The organism is Streptomyces sp. NPDC086519 (assembly GCF_040686075.1).
Taxonomy (GTDB): domain Bacteria; phylum Actinomycetota; class Actinomycetes; order Streptomycetales; family Streptomycetaceae; genus Streptomyces; species Streptomyces shenzhenensis.
On sequence record NZ_JBFBJL010000055.1, the window covers coordinates 41,301 to 61,706 of the forward strand.

A 20,406-nucleotide genomic window follows, 5' to 3' on the forward strand; every position below is an offset into this window, starting at 1 on the left:
AGGCTCCCTCGACGGCGCGCTCCCGCCTTCCCGACAGCACACACCGCCGTGGCCGGTCACGCGCGAGCGGCCGCACGACACGCGAGGGGGAGGCATGAGGGGACATCAGACCTTTACCGAACACTTTCAGGCGCAGGTCGCCGCGACGCCGGACCGAGAGGCGCTGATCCTCCTCACCGAGCGGGACGGCGGCCTGACGCCCGAGACGATCTCCTACGCGCGGCTCGACCGGGCGGTGCGCGACCTTGCCGGACACCTGCGGCGACACGTGCAGCCGGGGGACCGGGTACTGATCGCGCCAAGCGCACGGGACCTCTTCGTCACCGGCCTCCTCGCCTGCTTGTACGCGGGCGCCGTCGCGGTGCCGGTGGCCCCGCCCTCCGGCCGCGGCCACCACGACGAACGCATCGCCGGAATCGTCGGGGAGGCCGCCGCGGCCTGCGTCCTCACCTCCGTCTCCGAGGCGGCCGAGGTCTCCCAGCTGCTCGCCCGCACCGGCCACGGCGACGTCCTCTGCCTGCTTGCCGACGGCTCGGCCGTGACCGGCGCGGACGCCGCGACACAGGAGCCCCTGCGGCCCTTCGTGCCCGACCCGGACATGCCCGTCTACCTCCAGTACACCTCGGGCTCCACCCGCGACCCGCGTGGTGTGGTGGTCACCCACCGCAGTCTGCTCGCCAACCAGCGGGCCATCAGCGAGGCGCTCGGCACCCGCCCCGGGACCCGTCTGGGCGGCTGGCTGCCGCTCCACCACGACATGGGCCTGGTCGGCCAAGTGCTGCACGCCCTGTGGCTGGGCGGCACCGCCGTGCTGCTCTCCCCGGCCGCGTTCGTCAAGCGGCCGGCCCACTGGCTGGAGACCATCTCGCGCTACGGACTGACCGTCAGCGGCGCACCGGACTTCGCCTACGAGCTGTGCGTGCGCCGCATCAACGACGCGCAGCTCGCGGGCCTGGACCTGTCCGGCTGGGAAGTGGCCGTCAGCGGCGGCGAACCCGTCCACGCCGCCACCCTGGAGGCCTTCGCCGAGCGGTTCGCCCCCGCCGGGCTGCGTCCTGGCGCGCTGGCCCCCTGCTACGGCCTGGCCGAGGCGACCCTCCTGGTCTCCGGGACCCGCACCGCCCCGGCCGCCGCCTGGCGCACCGTCGATGCCGCCGCCCTGGAGTCGGGCAGGCTGGCCGCCCCCACCGGCCCCGGCCGGGTCATCACCCACTGCGGTCCGGCCGCCTCGGTCGACCTCCGCATCGTGGACGCCGAGACCTGCCGGGAGCTCCCGGACGGCAGGGTCGGCGAGATATGGGTGCGCGGCGACAGCGTCGGCCCCGGGTACTGGGGCCGCCCGGCCGAGACGGCGGCGGTCTTCGACTGCCGTATCGAAGGCGGTGGCCGCGGCTATCTGCGGACCGGGGATCTCGGAGCACTGGAGGACGGCCTGCTGTATGTGACCGGCCGGCTGAAGGACATGATCGTCTTCGCCGGGCGCAACCTCTACCCGCAGGACCTGGAGCGCACTGCCCAGCAGGTCAGCAGCCTGTTCGGGGCCGCCAGCGCCTTCCTGGTGCCCGACTCCCGCGAACGCTTCGTCATCGTCCAGGAGTTGCGCGCCCGCAGCCGCTACGACGTCGACCTCGCCGGGCTCGCCGCCGCCGTCCAGCAGCGGCTCAACGAGGAGTACCAGGTGGAGGCCGGAGGCGTGGTGTTCGTACGGGCCGGGACGGTGCGCCGGACGACCAGCGGCAAGGTGGAGCGAGCGGCCATGCGCAGGCTCTTCCTGCGTGGCGAACTCACCCCTCTGCACCAGCGGCTGCACGCCGACGTCGAGCGGCTGCTCACGGCCGGGAGCCGGCGATGACCCCGGCCGAGGAGCGCATCAACGCCCTGGAGCAGGCGTTCGGCGCCCTCGACGACCCCGCCAACCCGCTCGGCGCCGACGCCCTGCTCGCCGCCGACGCGGCCGGCGAGGTGCTGCCCGAGGCCGAGAAACTGCTCGACGAGCACGCGTTCAACGCGGAGTTCGTGCCCGCCGACCTCGGCGGAAGGCTGGAACGGATGGACATGCTCGGGCGGATCCTGCGCCCGGTCTTCCGCCGTGACGCCTCCCTCGGCTTCGGCTACGGGCTCAACTGCTTCTTCGCCGCCACCCCCGTGTGGACGGCCGGCAACAGCGACCAGCGCAGTCACGCCGCCCGACTGCTGCTCGGCGGACGCCGGATCGCCGTCGCCCGGCACGAGGTCGCGCACGGAAACGACTTCGTCCGTGACGAGTTCACCCTGACCACCGTCCCCGGCGGCCTGCGCCTCGACGGCAGCAAGTCCGCCATCGCCAACGCCTCCCGCGCCACCGGCCTGGTCGTCTTCGCCCGCACCCCGGGGGCGGCACGAGGACGCAGCCACTCGGTGCTGTTGCTCGACCGCGACGAACTGCCCGCCGACCGCGTCGAGGACCTGGCCCGCCGCACCACGACCGGGATGCGCAGTGCCGAGTTCGGCGGACTGCGGATCAACGAATGCCTCGTGCCCCGAAGCGCGGTGCTCGGCGAGCAGGGCGACGGCTACGAACTGTCGCTGCGCTCCTCGCTGCTCATCCGCGGGCTCATCCCGTCGATCGTGCTGGCCGGTGCCGACACCGCGCTGCGCACCGTGGCCCGGTTCGCGGTCCGCACCCGGTCCGACGGCCGTTCCTCGCTGGATGTCCAGCATGTACGGGACGTGCTGACCGGCGGCTTCCTCGACCTCCTGCTCATCGACTGCCTGGCCCTGGTCGCCACCCGTGCGCTGCATCTGCTGCCACGGCAGATGAGCGCCTACGCGGCGGCCGCCGCGTATCTGGCGCCCAAGCTCGTGGCGGAGAGCATGGACGAGATGGCGGCGGTCCTCGGCGAGAAGAGCTTCACCGAGGACGGGGCGTACGGAATGTTCCAGAAGCAGCGGCGGGACCTGCCGGTCACCTCGCTGGGACACGCGGGCAGTGCGGGCCGTCAGGTCAGCATCCTGCCGCAGCTTCCCTACTTCGCCCGGCACGCGTGGTTCGCGGACCCGCAGCCACCGGCCGGGCTGTTCCGGCCGCACGAGGCCCTGCCCGCGCTGGACCTGTCCCAGCCCGTTCTGCTGGGCGACGGCGATCCCCTGGCCGCGACCCTGGTGGCCGCCAGCGATCAGCTGGAGTCGGCCGGACCGCCGGGCCCGGACGGATCGGCCGGCCATGCGCTGCGCTTCCTGGCCCGCTCCCTCACCGGTGAACTCGCCGACCTGAAAAAGGCGTTCGAGGTGCTGCCGCTGGGCGATCGGGAGGCTCTGGCAAGCCCGCACAGCTTCGGCCTCGCCGACCGCTACACCCTGGTGCTCGCCGCGGCCGCCTGTCTCGGGGTGTGGCGCGAGCAGCAGTCGGCCCCCGCGGACCGGGTCGACTCGTTCCTGGCCGACTCGGCCTGGACCACGGCGGTTCTCTACCGGCTGGTGAGACGGCTCGGCCTGCCCCTGCCGGACCGCCCCGGCGCCTGCGAACGGCGCGTCCTGGACGAGATCGTCGCCCGCCTGCACAACCGCCGCAGCTACGACCTCTACGGCTCCCCACTGCCCTAGGGCCTGTTGCGAAACCGTATCGACCGCCCCGGGGGTGCCCCACCACCCCGTCGCCGGGCAGCCGCCCCCGGACTGCCCCCAGAGCCCGAGAGGAAGCACACCATGCAGGAACGACACCCCCGTGCCGAGGACGACTTCGCCGTCGCCCACCGGGAATGGCTGCGCGAACGGATCGCCCACTACATCGGACGCCCGGTGGGGGACGACGTGCCGCTGGACAGGGAGGGGTTCGACTCGGTGGCCGCCCTCAGCCTCTACGGCGACATCGAGGAGGAGTTCGGCGCCCTGGTGGAGCCCGGCGACATCTGGGCGTACCCCACGGTCCGTGAGCTCGCCGACTTCCTGGCGATGCGTGACGCCCGCCGGGGCAGCGGCCAGGTCCGGGCCGCTTTCGTCTTCACCGGCCAGGGGTCCCAGCACCCCGGCATGACGTCGGGCCTCTACCTGCACTCCATCAGCTACCGGACCTTCCTGGAGGAGGCCGACGCGGCACTGCTGCCGTACACCAGGCAGTCCATGGTGGAGCTGATCGTCTCCAACGACGCGCGCGTCCACCGTACGGCGCTCACGCAGCCGGCGCTGTTCGCCGTCGGGTACGCCCTGGCGCGGACCATGGAGGAGGCGGGTGTGCACCCGGTGGCCGTACTGGGCCACGGCATCGGGGAGTTCGCGGCGGCCACCGTCGCGGGCGCGCTCACCCTCACCGACGCCGCCAGGCTGGTGTCGATGCGCGGCGCCTTCATGCAGCGCCTGCCGCCGGGCGGCGCCATGATGGCCGTCTGCATCACCTCCTACGAGGCCGCCGAACTGATCTCCGCCGAACCGGCCGTGGGCATCAGCGCCATCAACGCCGCCCGGTCGATCGTGCTCTCCGGCGACCGCGCCGCACTGGAGCGCGTCGAGGCCCGGCTCGCCGCACGCGGCGTGCGCTGCCGGTATCTGGCGGTGTCGCACGCCTTCCACTCCCCGCTGATGCAGCCCGTGGTGTCCAAGTTCGACGTGGTGCTGCGCCGGCTGCCCGGCGCGGCCGCGCGGCTGCCGTTCTACTCGACCGTGTACGGCAGGCTCGCCACCGAGCCGCTCTACGCCCCGTACTGGACCGAGCAGATCACCGCGCCGGTCCGGTTCGCCGACGCCGCCCGCAGCCTGCTCACCCAGCAGGCCCCCACACACGTGGTGGAGATCGGGCCGAGGGCCGTGCTCACCCCCTATCTGTGGCGGATGGGCGGCGGCCCGCGCGGCCCGGTGTGCCTGCCGGTCTGCCGGGGGCCGGCCAGTGACGCGGTGGACCTGGCAGGGGTGATATCGGCACTGGACGCCGGCCCGCTGACGGCCGCCCTCTCCGGAGCCTGAGGTGAGGGAACGGATCGGGCGGCCGTTGCACGTCGACGGCCCCGATGGCCCCTGGGACCAGATCCGCGCACAACTGCTGCGCTCCGGCAGCACCCTGATGTACGCGGCGATGCCCGCCTGGCTGCCCCGCGGCGACACCGACACGGAGCTGCGCCGTCAGCTCGGTCGGGACTGGCGGCGTTACGAGAAGCTGCCGCAGGCCCGGATGCGGCAGCGCTTCGTCGCCTCCCGGCTGCTGCTGCGGCACGCGGCCGCCGCGGTGCTGCGCACGGCGCCGGACCTGGTGGATCTCGCCTACCAGCCGGGTGGACGGCCCTATGTGCGCGGCTGCGACCAGATCGACATCAGCCTCAGTCACACCGAGGAGATGATGGTCGTCGGGATCACCCGGCAGGGGCGGATCGGGGTCGACGTGGAGCGGGCCGACCGGCAGCTGGCACGCACCGGTTCCGAGGCCCAGGCCTGCACGCCGTACGAGCGGGCGGTGCTGGACGCGGGGGGCGAGGAGAGGCGCAACGATCTCATGGTGCGGCTGTGGACCCTCAAGGAGGCGTACAGCAAGGCACTCGGGCAGGGGCTGAGATTCCGGTTCACCGGGTTCGGCTTCTCGATGGACGGCGGGGACATCCGGCTGGTCAGGCCGGACGGCTCGCCGGTGCCCGGTGGCGAGTGGGAGTTCGGCACCTTCCCGGTCGGCGAGCGGTACGTCGTCAGCGCCGCGATCTGCGACACCGGTTTCGGGGAGCTCACCGATCTGTCCGTCGGCACCACCCTGGACGACGGTCTGCTCGACACCTTGCTGGGCGCGCCCGGCACCTCCGGCGCGCCGGAGCCGGGCATGCGCGGGTCAGGGGAGCCAGCCGGCTTCCTCGGCGATCCGGATCGCGTCGATCCGGTTGCGTGCGCCGAGCTTGCCGACGATGGCGGTCAGGTAGTTGCGGACCGTGCCCTTGGAGAGATAGAGGCATCCGGCGATCTCGGCCGCGTCGGCGCCGCGGGCGGCGAGCCGTAGTACCTCGAGTTCGCGGGGGGACAGCGGGTTGTCCGGTGAGTCCCAGGCGGTCAGGGCGAGTTGGGGGTCGACGACTCGGCGCCCGCCGGCCACCGCCCGGACGGCGAGGGCGAGCTGGTCCGGCGGTGAGTCCTTGAGCAGGAAGCCCGACACCTGCGCGGACAGGGCGCGCCGCAGGGTGCCGGGTCGCCCGAGACTCGTGAGGATGAGCGTGCGGCAACTGGGCAGTTGCCTGTGGAGCTCGGCAGCCGCGGTGAGACCGTCGATGCCCGGCAGATCGATGTCGATGATCGCCACGTCCGGCTTGGTGGTCAGGGCGGCCGTCACGATCGCGTCCCCGCGGTCCACCGTGGTCACCACGTGCAGATCGGGCTCGAGTTGGAGCAGTGCCACCAGCGCGCCACGGATCATATGGACGTCCTCGGCGAGGAGAATCCTCACGGACAGCATCTTTACCCCCCGATTCGGTGTTCAGCCAGGCCAGTTGCGAACGGCACTTTCGCAACAGGCCCTAGGCCACGGCGGTTCTCTCCGAGCCCGAGGGCTCGAACCCCAGTGACTCCCCGTCGTCGCTCGGCGGCCTGACCGGCGCCCAGACCTCCAGGTGGAACTGGCCGTCCACCTGAAGCCCCGCACTGACCCCCCCTCCTATCGAGGTGAAGCGGCTCCGCAGGTTCTCCAGGCCGCTTCCACCGGTCCGAGCCGAGAGGACATCCCTCTTTTCGTGCGGCTGATCGTTGGTCAGACAGAGACGGACCGTTTCTCCGTCGGTCTCCGCCTTGATGGAGCAGACTCGCACACCGCTGTGCCGGAGGATGTTGGTGACTCCTTCCCGCAGCGCGGTGGCGAGAACGGTGTCGACGACCGGGTGCAGACGGCCGCACATCACGTTCACCTCGGCGCGGACATCGGCGGCGGTCAGGACCGACTCCGCCGATTCCGCCTCCGCGGAGAGCGACATGTCACGGTACCCGCTGGACACCAGCCGTACGTCGGCCAGCGCCTGCCGTGCCACCTGGAGCAGTGAGGCCGTCTCTTCGCAGGCCTTGTCCGGCCGGGTGCCGATCAGCCGCTGGACCAGTTCGCCCTTGAGGGTGACCGCGGAGAGGCTGTAGCCGAGCAGGTCGTGCAGATCGCGGGCGAAGCGCAGCCGCTCCTGCGTCACGGCCATTCTCGCCAGTTCCTCACGGGTCGCGTGCACCTCGTGCACCAGGTCGGTGAGGCGGGTGAGGCCGTAGATGACCAGGCCGGTCAGGGTGCCCGCGATGGTGAAGTAGAGGACCAGGTCGATCGACGCGCCGGCGAGCACGTTGTACACCGGGATGAAGGCGATCAGCAGCCCGTAGCTCGGCCAGGCGTACCGCGCGGGCAGCGTCAGCAGCAGCGAGGCGGCCAGCGGACCCTCCATGCTGCCCCAGTTGGTGCCGAACCATACGATCGGCGCGAAGGTGAGCACCGCCTGAAGGAGGAGTGCGGTCGCCTTTCTCCGGGCCGACCAGCGGCGGGCCCCGCCCGAGGATATGGCCACCTGCACGCCGAACACCGCGACGACGAGGATGACGCAGATGGTGAGCTGCTTGGTGTCGGGTTCGGTCCTGACCACGTTCAGGACGGTCATGGTGCCGTAGCAGAGCAGTGCGACGAGTATGACCGCCCGGGCGAGTAACGGGGCCGGCGGCTGGGAACGCGGTGACCGCGCACCGCCGGACGAACCGGTCCCCGCCGACCCGCTGTCTTCTGCGGACTTGTCCGAGACGCCCCCCGGTGTCACAGAGCCCTCACCCACCGGCTCTTTCGTGCCATCACGCCTCGTCGGCATCGCCTCTCCTTGGCAGGGACAGTAGTGGCGGAGCGCATTCTAGGCCGTTCGGCATGTCTCAGCCACTGATTGTCCTTGTCGGCCGGATCTCAGACGAAGAGCGGTATCGGGTTGATTTTCTCGAAGCGCACAGGGTTCGTGCGCCGTCCGAGCTGCACCGGTATGTCGAAAAGCCGACCCGGCGCGAATCGGGCCCAGAAGTGCCGCATACCTGGAACGATCACTTTCACCACGGGAAGTCCCACGTCGGGGCGGGTCTGGTCAAGAACCAGCAACTCCATCCCGTGCGCGCGCACCAGCGCGTGCGCCGCTTCGATGTCGTCCCGCAGATCATCTCGGGGTGCATACGAATAGCACCCCGGAGTGCGCGGTGTTTCCGCTGGATCCGGACACAGGTATGGCTGGTTTTCCACCGTTCCTTTCAGCCACCAGTCGACGAGATCGCGGTCCGTCGAGCGCAATGCGGACGACTCGTTCTCCGGGGGTAGCAATTGCGCCAACTCCGTCACCGCCCTGCGCAGGGCCAGCCACGGATCGAAGTGCGCGCCGAAGCCGAACGAGACGGCCTGGGCCTCCCCGTCGGTACGGCGGGAGAGCGCGGCCATGACAGGGATGCCGAAGTCCGCGGTCAGGTCGAGCACCCACAGTTCACGGTCCAGCTCCGCGTACGCCTGCCGGGCCCGCGCGAGCCACGGCTCGTCGAACGCGTCGAGGTCCACGGCGGGTTGACGGGTGCGGTTGTACCACCACAGGGCCACCGCGTCCCGTTCCACCAGTTCCAGGAAGCCCTGCAGGACGGCGTCCTCCGGACTGCTGCCCGCCGCGTTTCCGTTGGAGTCCGCCCAGGGCGCGGCGGGAACACCCCCCGGACCCGCGCCGAAGTACAGCATGGAGGAGGGCAGGAGGCGGTGGGTGCCCTGAGTGAGGGACCACACCGGAGTCCAGTCGGTGGGCGCCCCCGGGTCGAACGGCGGCGGTACCTGCTGGAAGTGCGAGTGTCTGGGGTTCCAGGCGTCCCGCTCCCGGAACTGCCGGTCGGCGAACAGCTGACAGAGATTGGGGTGCAGCGCGGACGGGCCGAGACCGGTGAGAGTGTCGCGAATGACCGGCTCGTCTCCCTGCCGGGTTCCGCAATAGCGTTCCAGTGCCTCGCAGAGGGCGCCCACCTCGGCCTCCTGCGGTGTGGTCCCCTTCCCCCCGCTCTGGCTGCGCAGTCCTCCGCGCAGCCCGGCCAGCGAACGGCTGTCACCGAAGGCCAGGTTGCGCCCGGCGACGTACCGGTTCAGTCCCTTGGGACAACCGGAAGCGGGGCGCAGTTCCGAAACGATCCCGGTCACCGGATCGGTCAGGTGCCGGTAGCGTTCCAGTACCGACTCGGCGCTGCACGCCCGGTGGTTGCCGCCCACGACGTGCGTCTTGGGACTGGACCGGGCGACGAAGGGGCGCCACACCTGTTCCGCGACGAGCCCGGGGTTCCCGCAGCTCCCGCACTGCGGGCGCCGGACAACCGGATGCTGCCGGGTCCGCAGGGCACGGGTGTCCAGCGTGCAGACGGCGCGCTGTCCCTCGTAGCGCAGGCCGGCCACCCACTTCGCGGTCTCCAGCACCGCGGTGTGCAGTCCCATGGCCCGTACGGTCGCGAGCGAGACCTCGGGGACCGGCACCGTTCCCGACAGGCCGAGAGCGTGCAGGACGGGCGCCCTCGAGGCCCGGTGCCCGCGCAGCCGGTGGGCCAGGCACATCCAGCAGGCGCCTTCCGCGCCCTCGAACACCGGCCCCACCCAGGTTTCCGCACCGCACGGCTTGGCCAGCAGCCAGGCCCGGCCCGACGCCCGGTGGCGGGCGTCGATCTCCGCCAGACGCGGATCGAGATAGTCGTCGCACAGGACGAGCGAGAACGCCGCCGCGTCGCCGGCACCCGGCTCGGCCAGCCGCAGCCCCGCGGCCGCGCACTCCGCCCGGGCCGCCTGGGCGTCCACCCGGCCCAGCGCGACCACCTCCACCGGCGTCGTCTCCAGCGACGCGGTGGCGCTGCCCCCCTGCAAACCGGCGAACTCCCAGTACGCCTCCGTCGAGGCGTCCACGGTCGGATCGTGGTAGCCGATCAGATCGGCCCGGGCCAGTTCCGCGATCATGCCGGCCACGGTGGCCGACGACAGGGACCGCGCCGCCTCCTCGAGTACGCCGGTCAGCGTGCGGGTCCCGTCCAGCAGGGCCGCGAGTTCCTGAACCTCACGGCCCTGAAGGGCTGTCGTGCCCCGCTCCGACAACAGGTAGACGGCGTCTCCCGCGATCGCCTCCACCCGCAGATGCCTCTTGAATCCCACCGGCAGTTCGCCGGCCGTCCCCCCGGATCTGCTCATGCAAACGCCACCTGGGCATCTATCCCGGCCTCCGGAGCCATGCCGGTGGCGCAGCCGTAGCAGCCGTCGAAGGCGACACCCGGTCCGTCCAGCTGCTCGATCACCAGGCACCTGTCCGCGTCGCCGTACACCGGCTCGCTCGAGGCCAGGCCGAACTCGGCGAGTACGGAGACCGGGTCGCTCGTGTAGCGCTTCGCCAGTTCCGGCTCCAGCCCGGCCCGGGCCGTCAGCAGCGCGAAGCGGTGGTCGGAGGACAGCGGACGTGCGGTGCGCAGGTCCGGGGAGTCGGGGCGCGCATGGGTGATCTGCGTGGTGCGCATGGTGACGTTCATGAGAGATCCCCTCCTGGATGGCCGGCAGATTCGAGTCGAATGCGTTGCCGAGTGGCAGGATTCTGCGTCGCCCCGCGGCGGACGGCACAGTGCGGGGCTCATCACTGGGGCATGACATTTTCACGTCCACCTTCGTGACCGCCTCACTGGGACTCGAACGCCATCGGTGCGAGGTTCGACCAATACTCCGGAATCCGTGCCGAAACCCGGTGCCGGACCGGCCTCACAGCTCATGAAGTGGAGGGCGCGATCATGGAAATCAAGGTCCTGGGACCCCTGGCGGCCCGAGTGAACGGGGTGTCCGTCGTCCCCACCGCCGCCAAGCCGCGCCAGATCCTGTCCCTGCTCGCCCTGCAGGCGGACCGGGTCGTGACGGTGGCGACCCTGATGGAGGAGATCTGGGGTGAGGACATACCGCGCAGCGCGGCCACCACACTGCAGACGTACATCCTGCAACTGCGACGCAAGATCGCGGCGGCCCTCGACGGCGACCCGACCCGTCAGGCCAAGGACGTCCTGATCACCCGGCACGGCGGCTACCTGCTCCAGGTACAGCCGGGCCAGGTCGACGCCCATGAGTTCGCCCAGCTCACCGCCTCGGGGCGGGCCGCGCACGAAGCCGGCGACTACCTCGCCGCGTCAGAACTGCTGGGCCGTGCCCTGGACATGTGGACGGGCAGTGCCCTCGTCGACGTACGGATCGGCACCATCCTCGAACTCGACGTGCTCCGCATGGAGGAGGACCGGACCGCGGCCCTGGAACTCCGCGTGGACGCCGATCTGAGGCTCGGCCGGCACATGGAGCTCGTGCCCGAACTGCGGGTCCTGGTCGCCAGGCACCCCATGCACGAGAACTTCTGCGCCCAGCTGATGACCGCTCTGCACCGCTCCAGCTGCGCCTGGCGGGCACTCGAGGCGTACCAGCGGCTGCGCGAGACACTCGTCGGCGAGCTGGGCCTGGAGCCCTCCGCCCGGCTGCAGCGCCTCCACCAGGCGGTGCTCTCCGCAGACCCGGCACTCGACCTTCCGGTGACCACCGGCTGACCCTTTCCGTACTCCTCCAGCCCGTCTCTAGCCGGCGTTCCTACGTTCGGCCGATGACGATCCTCGATGACCTCACGGTCACTCAGACCGCCCCCGACCTCCGACGCGCCACCGCCGAACTCCGGCGGCTCAAGGAGGAGGTGAGCCGGGGACCCGACCCGGCGGCCACCCGGCGGCAGCACGAGAAGAACAAGCTCACCGCACACGAGCGCCTGGCACTCCTCTTCGACGAGGGGACGTTCACCGAGATCGAGCCGCTGCGCAGGCACCGGGCATCCGCCTTCGGACTGGCGGAGCGCAAACCGCACGGGGACGGTGTCGTGATCGGCTGGGGCCTCGTCCACGGCCGGACCGTCTTCGCCTACGCACACGACTTCCGGGTCTTCGCCGGAGCGCTCGGCGAGGCGCACGCCGAGAAGGTGCACAAGGTGATGGACCTCGCGGCGGACACCGGCGCCCCGCTGGTCGGCCTCAACGACGGGGCGGGAGCGCGTATCCAGGAGGGTGTCACCGCCCTCGCGGGGTACGGCGGGATCTTCCGCCGCAATGTCGCCTCCTCCGGGGTCATCCCGCAGATCAGCGTGATGCTCGGACCGTGCGCAGGCGGCGCGGCCTACTCCCCGGCCCTCACCGACTTCGTCTTCATGGTCCGCGAAACGGCGCAGATGTTCATCACGGGACCCGACGTGGTCCAGGCGGTGACCGGCGAGAAGATCACCCACAACGGCCTGGGCGGCGCCGACGTCCACGCCACCACTTCGGGCGTCTGCCATTTCGCCTACGACGACGAGGCCGACTGCCTCGAGGACGTACGGTTCCTCCTCGCGCTGCTGCCCTCCAACAACCGCGAACTGCCGCCCGTGGCGCGCGGCGACGACCCCGCGGACCGGTGCACGGGCAGGCTCACCGAACTCGTGCCGGCCGACCCGGGCCGCAGCTACGACATCCGGGCGGTGATCGAGGAGATCGTCGACGACGGCGAGACCTTCGAGGTCCACGAGTCGTGGGCGCCCAACATCGTGTGTGCGCTGGCCCGTCTGGACGGCCACCCCGTGGGCATCGTCGCCAACCAGCCCGCCTCCCTCGCCGGCGTCCTCGACATCCACGCCAGCGAGAAGGCCGCCCGCTTCGTCTCCACCTGCGACTCCTTCAACGTGCCGCTCGTCACCCTCGTCGACGTGCCCGGCTTCCTGCCCGGCATCGACCAGGAGCACAACGGCATCATCCGGCACGGCGCCAAACTGCTGCACGCCTACTGCAACGCGACCGTGCCCCGGATCTCCCTCGTGCTGCGCAAGGCGTACGGCGGCGCCTACATCGTCATGGACTCCCGCTCCGTCGGCGCCGACCTGGCCTTCGCCTGGCCCACCAACGAGATCGCCGTGATGGGTGCCGAGGGCGCCGCGGGCGTCGTCTTCCGCCGCGAGATCGCCGCCGCGGACGACCCGGAGGCCGCACGGGCCCGGCTCATCGACGAGTACCGCACAGAGCTGATGCACCCGTACTACGCGGCCGAAAGAGGCCTTGTCGACGACGTCATCGACCCTGCGGACACACGTCGGGTCCTCGTCCGTTCGCTGGCCATGCTGCGTACAAAACGTGCCGAAATCCCCTCACGCAAGCACGGAAATATCCCTACATAGCCATGGATCCGGGCAGGTCCACGCGCGCACGAGTCCCGGTCTAGGGCACAGACGTTCCATGGCTGCACCGGAAGCAGCGGTGCGTCACGAGCGAACGGCTGACCGGTCCGGCCGGCCGGGGAGGACCCACCCCGTACTTTCCCCGGCCGCCGCATTCGATTCACGGTCAGCGATGACACCGACGAAGGGATCGACAGTGACCCCCACAGCGTCAACCGGCAGGTGTGCGGCGACGCACCCGGCCCCGTCGAAGGCCAGGTAGACCATGCGCAGAGTCGCCATCACAGGCTTGGGCGTCGTGGCTCCCGGTGGGGTCGGTGTCAAGGCGTACTGGAACCTCCTCACCGAGGGCCGTACCGCGACCCGCACGATCTCCTTCTACGACCCCTCGCCCTTCCGCTCACAGGTTGCCGCCGAGGTCGACTTCGACCCCGCCGCCGCGAGTCTGTCCCAGCAGGAGACCCGCCGGCTCGACCGGGCCGCCCAGTTCGCGGTGGTCAGCACCCGTGAGGCGGTGGCCGACAGCGGCCTCGACTTCTCGGCATTCGACCCCGGCCGCGTCGGGACGTCGGTGGGCAGTGCGGTCGGCTGCACCACCAGCCTCGAACGCGAGTACGCGGTCGTCAGCGACGGCGGCCGCAAGTGGAACGTCGACCACGAGTACGCCGTACCCGAGCTGTACCGCCACTTCGTGCCGAGCTCGATCGCCGCCGAGGTCGGCAGGGCGGCCGGTGCCGAAGGGCCCGCCGCGGTCGTCTCCACCGGATGCACCTCCGGTCTCGACTCGCTCGGCCACGCCGTGGAACTCATCCGCGAGGGGAGCGCCGACATCATGGTCGCCGGTGCGACCGAGGCACCCATCTCGCCGATCACCTCGGCCTGCTTCGACGCCATCCTCGCCACCACACCCCGCAACGACACTCCGGAAAGCGCCTGCCGGCCCTTCGACCGCACCCGCAGCGGCCTCGTGCTCGGGGAAGGCGCGGCCGTCCTGGTGCTGGAGGAACTCGAGTCCGCCCGCCGGCGCGGTGCCCATGTCTACGCCGAGATCGCCGGCTTCGCCTCCCGCTGCAACGCCTACCACATGACCGGCCTCAAGCCGGAGGGCGTCGAAATGGCGGAGGCCATCGACGCCGCCCTGGCCGAGGCCCGCATCGCCCCCGACGCCGTCGACTACATCAACGCCCACGGCTCCGGCACCAAGATGAACGACCGCCACGAGACCGGCGCCTTCAAGCGCAGCCTCGGGGAGCACGCCTACCGCACACCGATCAGCTCCATCAAATCGATGATCGGCCACTCCCTCGGCGCCATCGGCTCCTTGGAGATCGCTGCCTGCGCCCTTGCGATGGAGCACGGGGTGCTGCCGCCCACCGCCAACCTCCACGAGCCCGACCCCGAGCTCGACCTCGACTACATACCGCTGACCGCCCGCGAGAAGCAGACCGACGTCGTGCTCAGCGTGGGCAGCGGATTCGGTGGATTCCAGAGCGCCATGGTGCTCGCCCGCCCGGAAAGGGGAGCCGCATGACCGCCGCAGTGGTGACCGGCCTGGGCGTCACCGCCCCCAACGGCCTGGGAACCGAGGAGTTCTGGAAGGCCACCCTGGCCGGCGAGTCCGGTCTCGGACCGGTCACCCGCTTCGACGCCGCCCAGTACCCCTCCCGGATCGCCGGCGAGGTGACCGGTTACGCCGCCGAGGAGCACATCCCCAGCCGGCTGATGCCGCAGACCGACCACATGACGCGTCTCGCGCTGACCGCCGCGGACTGGGCACTCGCCGACGCGGGGATCGACACCGGCGAACTCCCCGAGTACGGCATCGGCGTGGTCACCTCGGCATCCGGCGGCGCCGTCGAGTTCGGCCAGCGCGAACTGCAGAACCTGTGGAGCAAGGGCAAGGAGTACGTCAGCGCGTACCAGTCCTTCGCCTGGTTCTACGCCGTCAACACCGGGCAGATCTCCATCCGGCACAAGCTGCGCGGACCCAGCGGCGTGCTGCTCACCGAACAGGCCGGCGGCATCGACGCCATCGGGCACGCCCGCCGCCACATCCGCAAGGGCTTCCCCGCCGTGATCGCGGGCGGGGTCGACGCCGCCATCTGCCCCTGGGGATGGGTACCGCAGATCGCCTCCGGGCTGATGAGCACCGTCGACGACCCGGCCCGGGCCTACCTCCCGTTCGCCGCGGAGGCCTCCGGATACGTGCCCGGTGAGGGCGGCGCCATCCTGCTCCTCGAAGACGCGGAGTCCGCCGCCGGGCGGGGCGCCGAGCACATCTACGGCGAGATCGCCGGCTACGCGGCCACCCTCGACCCCGCCCCCGGCACCGGGCGCCCCGCCGGCCTGCGCCGGGCGGTCGAGAACGCACTCGCGGACGCCGCGCTCACCCCCGCGGACATCGACGTCGTCTTCGCGGACGCCGCCGGCGTACCGGACCTCGACCGTGCCGAGGCGGCCACCCTCACCGATCTCTTCGGTGCGCACGGAGTTCCCGTCAGCGCACCCAAGACGATGACGGGACGCCTGCTCGCCGGAGGGGCCGCGCTCGACGCGGCGACCGCCCTGCTCGCCCTGCGCGACGGCGTGATCCCGCCCACCGTCCACGTGACCGCCCCGGCGCCCGAGCACACCATCGACCTGGTCACCGAGGCACGTGAGGCCGAACTGCGCACCGCACTCGTACTGGCCCGCGGGCACGGCGGCTTCAACGCGGCACTCGTGGTGCGCCGCGCACCCTGAACACGGCGGCCGGGCAGACCGCGCGCGCCGCGGAGCGGCCCGCCCCGACCGGTGACCGCCGGGCACCCCGGCCCGGACCACCACCCCACACGGACCGGCAGACCCGGTCCGGTCAAGCGCACAACCGAGAGGACGGCACCGACCATGACGACCACTTCGACCGCCACAGTGACCCTGGCCGACCTGACCCGCATGCTGCGCGAGAGCGCCGGTGAGGAGGAAGGCGTCGACCTCGACGGCGACGTCATCGACACGCCGTTCATGGAACTCGGCTACGACTCCCTCGCCCTGCTCCAGGTCATCGGCGAGATACAGCGCGAGTACGGCATCGACATCCCGGACGACGCCGTGGTCGACGCCGAGACCCCGGGCGCGCTCCTCGCCCTCATCAACTCCGGCCGGACGTCCGCCGTCTGAGCCGGCCCCGCGCGGCCGTCCCGCCCCACATCCCCCGAGGGCGGGGCGGCCGTCCCTCTCTTCCTCACTTCCCGTCCCACACGCGCGGGCGCGGCCGAAGCCGCAGCCCATGAGGAGGGAACCATGTCACTCACGTCCCACAGCGCGGTGGTGCGCAGGCTGATCGTCAGCCCCGGCGCCGCCCCGCAGCCGCACGCACGGGTGGTGGCATCGGCCGCCGGCGTCTCGGCGGTCCTGCGTGCCTTCGGCCGTCCTCCCGAGGCACTGCCGGCCCGTACCGTCGTTCTCATCGGCGGGGTTGTCGAATCCGGCCTCCCGGCCGTGCACGAGGGCTTCGTCGTCCGCACCGTCGCCGGCCCCGACCACGTACTGCGCAGGGCCCACCACGAACTGCACGAGAGCACCGCCGACCTCGCCCTGGTCGCGGAGTTCGGCGCACCCGACCCCCAGACCATCACCGTGTACGCGGTCAAACGCGCCGCCGAGGCCGTCGCGGACGGTGACTCCGTCCTCGGCATCCTGGACATGTCCGCCCCGGGCGACGTGGCCCCGCCGCTGCGCCCCCTGCGGCAGAACCCGCGCGGCACCGACCCCGACCGCCACCGTCTGATCCTGTGGTCGGGACGGAACCCGGACGACGAGGTGCGGGTACGCGACGAACTCCTGCCGATGCTCAGCGGTGTGCACCGGGAGATGTTCCCCGCCCTGCCCGTGAGCGTGCCCTGCGGCACCGCGCCCGGGCCGGTCCGCGGCGCCGCCGTCACCGTGTCCGCGCTCGCCTCCCGCACCGTCCACCGTGCCCGCGCCGTCAACGCGTCGCGGCCGCGCCCCGTCGCCCTGATGTTCCCGGGCCAGGGCTCCCAGCACGCCGGCATGGCGGTCGGCCTCTACCGCCGCGAACCCGTCTTCACCGCCGCCGTCGACGCGGCGCTCTCCCACATGGGTGAGGAGGGCCACCGCATCCGCGCCGACTGGCTCGACCCCCGCCGGGCCGCGATCGACATCGACGACGTGCGCCGCGCCCAGCCCCTGCTGTTCGCGATCGACTACGCGCTCGGCCGCATGGTCCTCAGCTGGGGCGTGCGCCCGGCCGCACTCCTCGGGCACAGCGCCGGTGAACTCGTGGCGGCGACCTTCGCCGGAGTCGTGTCCCTGCGGGACGCGGTCGCCATGGTGCAGGCCCGGGTCAGCGAGGCGGTGAAGATACCGGCCGGCGGCATGCTCGCGGTCGCCGCGAGCGAGGAGCAGCTGCTCCCGTACCTGACCGGCGACGTCGCCGTCGCGGCCGTCAACGCCAACCAGCAGGTGATGCTGGCCGGTTCGCAGATCCCGCTGAACGCCGTCCGCGACCGGCTCAAGGCGGACCGGTTCACGGTCGTGCCCGTTCCGGCGTCCAGCCCGTTCCACTCCCCGGCCATGGCTCCCGCCTCCGACGCGGTCGAGATCGGCTACCGGGAGATCCCGCTGCGCGAGCCGAAGCTGCCCCTCTACTCCGGCTACACCGGAACCCTGATGAGCCCCGAGGAAGCCCGGAGCCCTCGCTTCTGGGCCCGTCAGATCACCGACACCGTCTACTTCCGCAACGCCCTGGACGAGCTTCTCGCGGCCGACGACGTACTACTGATCGAGGTGGGCCCCCGCCAGACCCTCACCGCGTTCGCCCGCCGGCACCGCTCGGTCCGCCTCGGCGCCGGCGCGGTCGTCCCGCTCCTCCCGGTCCGCCGCGGCACCCTGGAGGCGGACCGCCAGTCGGTGCTCACCGCGGCCGCCCGCGTCTGGACCGAGGGCCACGACCTGGACATGAAGGCGGTGGCCCGGCTGTGGACCTGGGGTGGCGAGGAGCCTGCGACCATGGCCGCGAACATCGCGCCGCGCATCCCCACAGAGGCCCTGCCGACATGAGGTACGTCGGCTTCGTCAACAAGGTACTGCGCGGGATCTACTCCTCGCTGATGGCCGCGGGGTGGATCTGGCTCGGAATGTCCACGATCGGACCACCGCTGCTCGTGCTCGCGCGACGGCTGGACGAACCACCGCAGGGCCATCCGGAGCGGCTCTGCCCGCACGTCCCCCTGACCAGTACCGAACTCGCGCTGCAACAACAGCTTGTGGCAATGACTGAGGAGCGGGAGTGAAGGAGACACGCCGCCTGGACCGGGTGGTCATCCGGTTCGCGGGAGACTCCGGCGACGGTATGCAGCTGACCGGGGACCGGTTCACCTCGGAGACCGCGTCCTTCGGCAACGATCTGTCGACGTTGCCGAACTTCCCGGCCGAGATCCGGGCCCCTGCCGGAACGCTGCCGGGTGTCTCGTCGTTCCAGCTGCACTTCGCCGACCACGACATCCTCACGCCGGGGGATGCGCCGAACGTGCTGGTGGCGATGAACCCGGCGGCGTTGAGGGCGAACATCGCCGATCTGCCGCGAGGCGCGCAGATCATCGTGAACACGGACGAGTTCACGAAGCGGGCGATGCAGAAGGTGGGGTATGCCGTCTCGCCGTTGGAGGACGGCTCACTGGACGGATACGGCCTCCACCCGGTGCCGTTGACGACGCTGACGGTGGAGGCGCTCAAGGACTTCGATCTGTCCCGTAAGGAGGCCGAACGCAGCAAGAACATGTTCGCGCTGGGGTTGCTGAGCTGGATGTACCACCGGCCGACCGAGGGGACCGAGAAGTTCCTGCGGGCCAAGTTCGCGAAGAAGCCCGAGATCGCCGAGGCGAACCTCGCGGCGTTTCGGGCGGGCTGGAACTTCGGCGAGACGACCGAGAACTTCGCGGTCTCCTACGAGGTCGCGCCGGCGACGACGGCGTTCCCGCCCGGCTCGTATCGCAACATCTCCGGCAACCTGGCGCTCTCCTACGGTCTGATCGCCGCCTCCCGCCAGGCCGATCTGCCGCTGTTCCTGGGTTCGTACCCGATCACCCCGGCCTCCGACATCCTGCACGAGCTCAGCAGGCACAAGAACTTCGGCGTGCGCACCTTCCAGGCCGAGGACGAGATCGCCGGCATCGGCGCGGCCCTGGGCGCGGCCTTCGGCGGTTCGCTGGGGGTGACGACGACGTCCGGTCCGGGGGTGGCGCTCAAGAGCGAGACCATCGGGTTGGCGGTGTCGTTGGAACTGCCGCTGCTGGTGATCGACATCCAGCGGGGCGGGCCGTCCACCGGTCTGCCGACCAAGACCGAGCAGGCGGATCTGCTACAGGCGATGTTCGGCCGCAACGGCGAGGCGCCGGTTCCGGTGATCGCCCCGCGGACCCCGGCCGACTGCTTCGACGCGGCCGTGGAAGCCGCGCGGATCGCGCTGACGTACCGCACCCCGGTGATGCTGCTCTCCGACGGTTACCTGGCCAACGGCTCGGAGCCCTGGCGCATCCCCGAGCTCGACGAACTCCCGGACCTGACCGTCCGGTTCGCACAGGGACCGAACCACACCCTGGAGGACGGCACCGAGGTCTTCTGGCCGTACAAACGCGACCCGCAGACCCTCGCGCGGCCGTGGGCGATCCCCGGCACGCCCGGCCTGGAGCACCGCATCGGCGGCATCGAGAAGCAGGACGGCTCGGGCAACATCTCCTACGACCCCGCCAACCACGACTTCATGGTCCGCACCCGGCAGGCCAAGATCGACGGCGTCGTCGTCCCCGACATCGAGGTCGACGACCCGGACGGCGCCAGGACCCTGGTACTGGGCTGGGGTTCGACGTACGGGCCGATCACGGCTGCGGTACGGCGGCTGCGCGCGGCCGGCGAGCCGATCGCGCAGGCGCATCTGCGGCACCTCAACCCGTTCCCGCGGAACCTCGGAGACGTGCTCGCCCGCTATCGGCGCGTGGTCGTCCCGGAGATGAACCTCGGCCAGCGGTCCTTGCTGCTGCGCGCCCGCCACCTGGTCGACGTGCTGCCGTTCACACAGGTCAACGGGATGCCGTTCAAGGCCGAGCAACTCGCCGGCGTACTGGAGGAAGCCCTTCATGGTCACTGAACTCCCACTGCGGGCCAAGGACTTCAAGTCGGACCAGGAGGTGCGCTGGTGCCCGGGCTGCGGTGACTACGCGATCCTGGCGGCCGTGCAGGGATTCATGCCCGAGCTGGG

Annotated in this window: 15 protein-coding genes and 2 pseudogenes; 13 read left to right on the plus strand and 4 right to left on the minus strand. The window is 71.3% G+C overall.

Features of this window, described 5'->3' with window-relative positions; translation table 11 throughout:
* The first annotated feature begins 94 nt into the window (after window positions 1-94).
* The 4 genes and pseudogenes from AB0P24_RS36555 to AB0P24_RS36570 all read left to right on the plus strand — a co-directional run.
* Window positions 95-1,852, plus strand: coding sequence for a fatty acyl-AMP ligase (locus AB0P24_RS36555; protein ID WP_365801697.1), 1,758 nt, complete (start codon window positions 95-97; stop codon window positions 1,850-1,852).
* Window positions 1,849-3,582, plus strand: coding sequence for an acyl-CoA dehydrogenase (locus tag AB0P24_RS36560; protein WP_365801699.1), 1,734 nt, complete (start codon window positions 1,849-1,851; stop codon window positions 3,580-3,582). The genes AB0P24_RS36555 and AB0P24_RS36560 overlap by 4 nt, the downstream gene beginning before the upstream one ends.
* 102 nt (window positions 3,583-3,684) lie before the next feature.
* Window positions 3,685-4,935, plus strand: a complete 1,251-nt coding sequence (locus tag AB0P24_RS36565) for an acyltransferase domain-containing protein (RefSeq protein ID WP_365801701.1) — start codon at window positions 3,685-3,687, stop codon at window positions 4,933-4,935.
* 370 nt (window positions 4,936-5,305) lie between these two features.
* Window positions 5,306-5,557: pseudogene (locus AB0P24_RS36570) on the plus strand (4'-phosphopantetheinyl transferase superfamily protein); the annotation flags it as partial.
* Between the two features lie 225 nt (window positions 5,558-5,782).
* Here the strand turns inward: AB0P24_RS36570 and AB0P24_RS36575 are convergent.
* From AB0P24_RS36575 to AB0P24_RS36590, 4 genes are all read right to left on the minus strand, one after another.
* On the minus strand, window positions 5,783-6,397 hold the full coding sequence (locus AB0P24_RS36575) for a response regulator transcription factor (RefSeq protein WP_365801703.1): 615 nt from the start codon (window positions 6,395-6,397) through the stop codon (window positions 5,783-5,785).
* A gap of 61 nt (window positions 6,398-6,458) precedes the next feature.
* Window positions 6,459-7,565 carry a histidine kinase gene (locus AB0P24_RS36580; RefSeq protein ID WP_365801705.1) on the minus strand — a complete coding sequence of 369 codons (1,107 nt, stop codon included), beginning with the start codon at window positions 7,563-7,565 and terminating at the stop codon, window positions 6,459-6,461.
* 290 nt (window positions 7,566-7,855) lie between these two features.
* Window positions 7,856-10,129 carry a TOMM precursor leader peptide-binding protein gene (locus tag AB0P24_RS36585; protein WP_365801707.1) on the minus strand — a complete coding sequence of 758 codons (2,274 nt, stop codon included), beginning with the start codon at window positions 10,127-10,129 and terminating at the stop codon, window positions 7,856-7,858.
* On the minus strand, window positions 10,126-10,461 hold the full coding sequence (locus AB0P24_RS36590) for a hypothetical protein (protein ID WP_365801709.1): 336 nt from the start codon (window positions 10,459-10,461) through the stop codon (window positions 10,126-10,128). Before AB0P24_RS36590 ends, AB0P24_RS36585 begins: the two co-directional genes overlap by 4 nt.
* Before the next feature lie 252 nt (window positions 10,462-10,713).
* Between AB0P24_RS36590 and AB0P24_RS36595 the strand changes: the two genes are divergently transcribed.
* The 9 genes and pseudogenes from AB0P24_RS36595 to AB0P24_RS36635 all read left to right on the plus strand — a co-directional run.
* Complete coding sequence (locus tag AB0P24_RS36595; RefSeq protein WP_365801711.1) at window positions 10,714-11,505, plus strand: AfsR/SARP family transcriptional regulator; 792 nt, start codon at window positions 10,714-10,716, stop codon at window positions 11,503-11,505.
* 53 nt (window positions 11,506-11,558) lie between these two features.
* A complete protein-coding gene (locus tag AB0P24_RS36600) occupies window positions 11,559-13,148 on the plus strand; it encodes an acyl-CoA carboxylase subunit beta (RefSeq protein ID WP_365801714.1) in 1,590 nt (529 codons plus the stop codon).
* A 265-nt stretch (window positions 13,149-13,413) separates the two neighbouring features.
* On the plus strand, window positions 13,414-14,679 hold the full coding sequence (locus tag AB0P24_RS36605; RefSeq protein ID WP_365801716.1) for a beta-ketoacyl-[acyl-carrier-protein] synthase family protein: 1,266 nt from the start codon (window positions 13,414-13,416) through the stop codon (window positions 14,677-14,679).
* Window positions 14,676-15,890: a ketosynthase chain-length factor gene (locus tag AB0P24_RS36610; protein ID WP_365801718.1), complete on the plus strand. Its 1,215-nt coding sequence runs from the start codon at window positions 14,676-14,678 to the stop codon at window positions 15,888-15,890. The genes AB0P24_RS36605 and AB0P24_RS36610 overlap by 4 nt, the downstream gene beginning before the upstream one ends.
* A gap of 144 nt (window positions 15,891-16,034) precedes the next feature.
* Window positions 16,035-16,307 (plus strand): acyl carrier protein, encoded by a 273-nt coding sequence (locus AB0P24_RS36615; RefSeq protein WP_181809550.1) that lies wholly within the window; start codon window positions 16,035-16,037, stop codon window positions 16,305-16,307.
* A gap of 123 nt (window positions 16,308-16,430) precedes the next feature.
* On the plus strand, window positions 16,431-18,209 hold the full coding sequence (locus AB0P24_RS36620) for an acyltransferase domain-containing protein (RefSeq protein WP_365801720.1): 1,779 nt from the start codon (window positions 16,431-16,433) through the stop codon (window positions 18,207-18,209).
* Window positions 18,206-18,442, plus strand: a complete 237-nt coding sequence (locus AB0P24_RS36625; protein WP_365801722.1) for a DUF6059 family protein — start codon at window positions 18,206-18,208, stop codon at window positions 18,440-18,442. Before AB0P24_RS36620 ends, AB0P24_RS36625 begins: the two co-directional genes overlap by 4 nt.
* Window positions 18,439-20,295: a 2-oxoacid:acceptor oxidoreductase subunit alpha gene (locus AB0P24_RS36630; protein WP_365801724.1), complete on the plus strand. Its 1,857-nt coding sequence runs from the start codon at window positions 18,439-18,441 to the stop codon at window positions 20,293-20,295. Before AB0P24_RS36625 ends, AB0P24_RS36630 begins: the two co-directional genes overlap by 4 nt.
* A pseudogene (locus AB0P24_RS36635) lies at window positions 20,285-20,406 on the plus strand (2-oxoacid:ferredoxin oxidoreductase subunit beta); the annotation flags it as partial. The gene AB0P24_RS36630 and the pseudogene AB0P24_RS36635, both read left to right, overlap by 11 nt.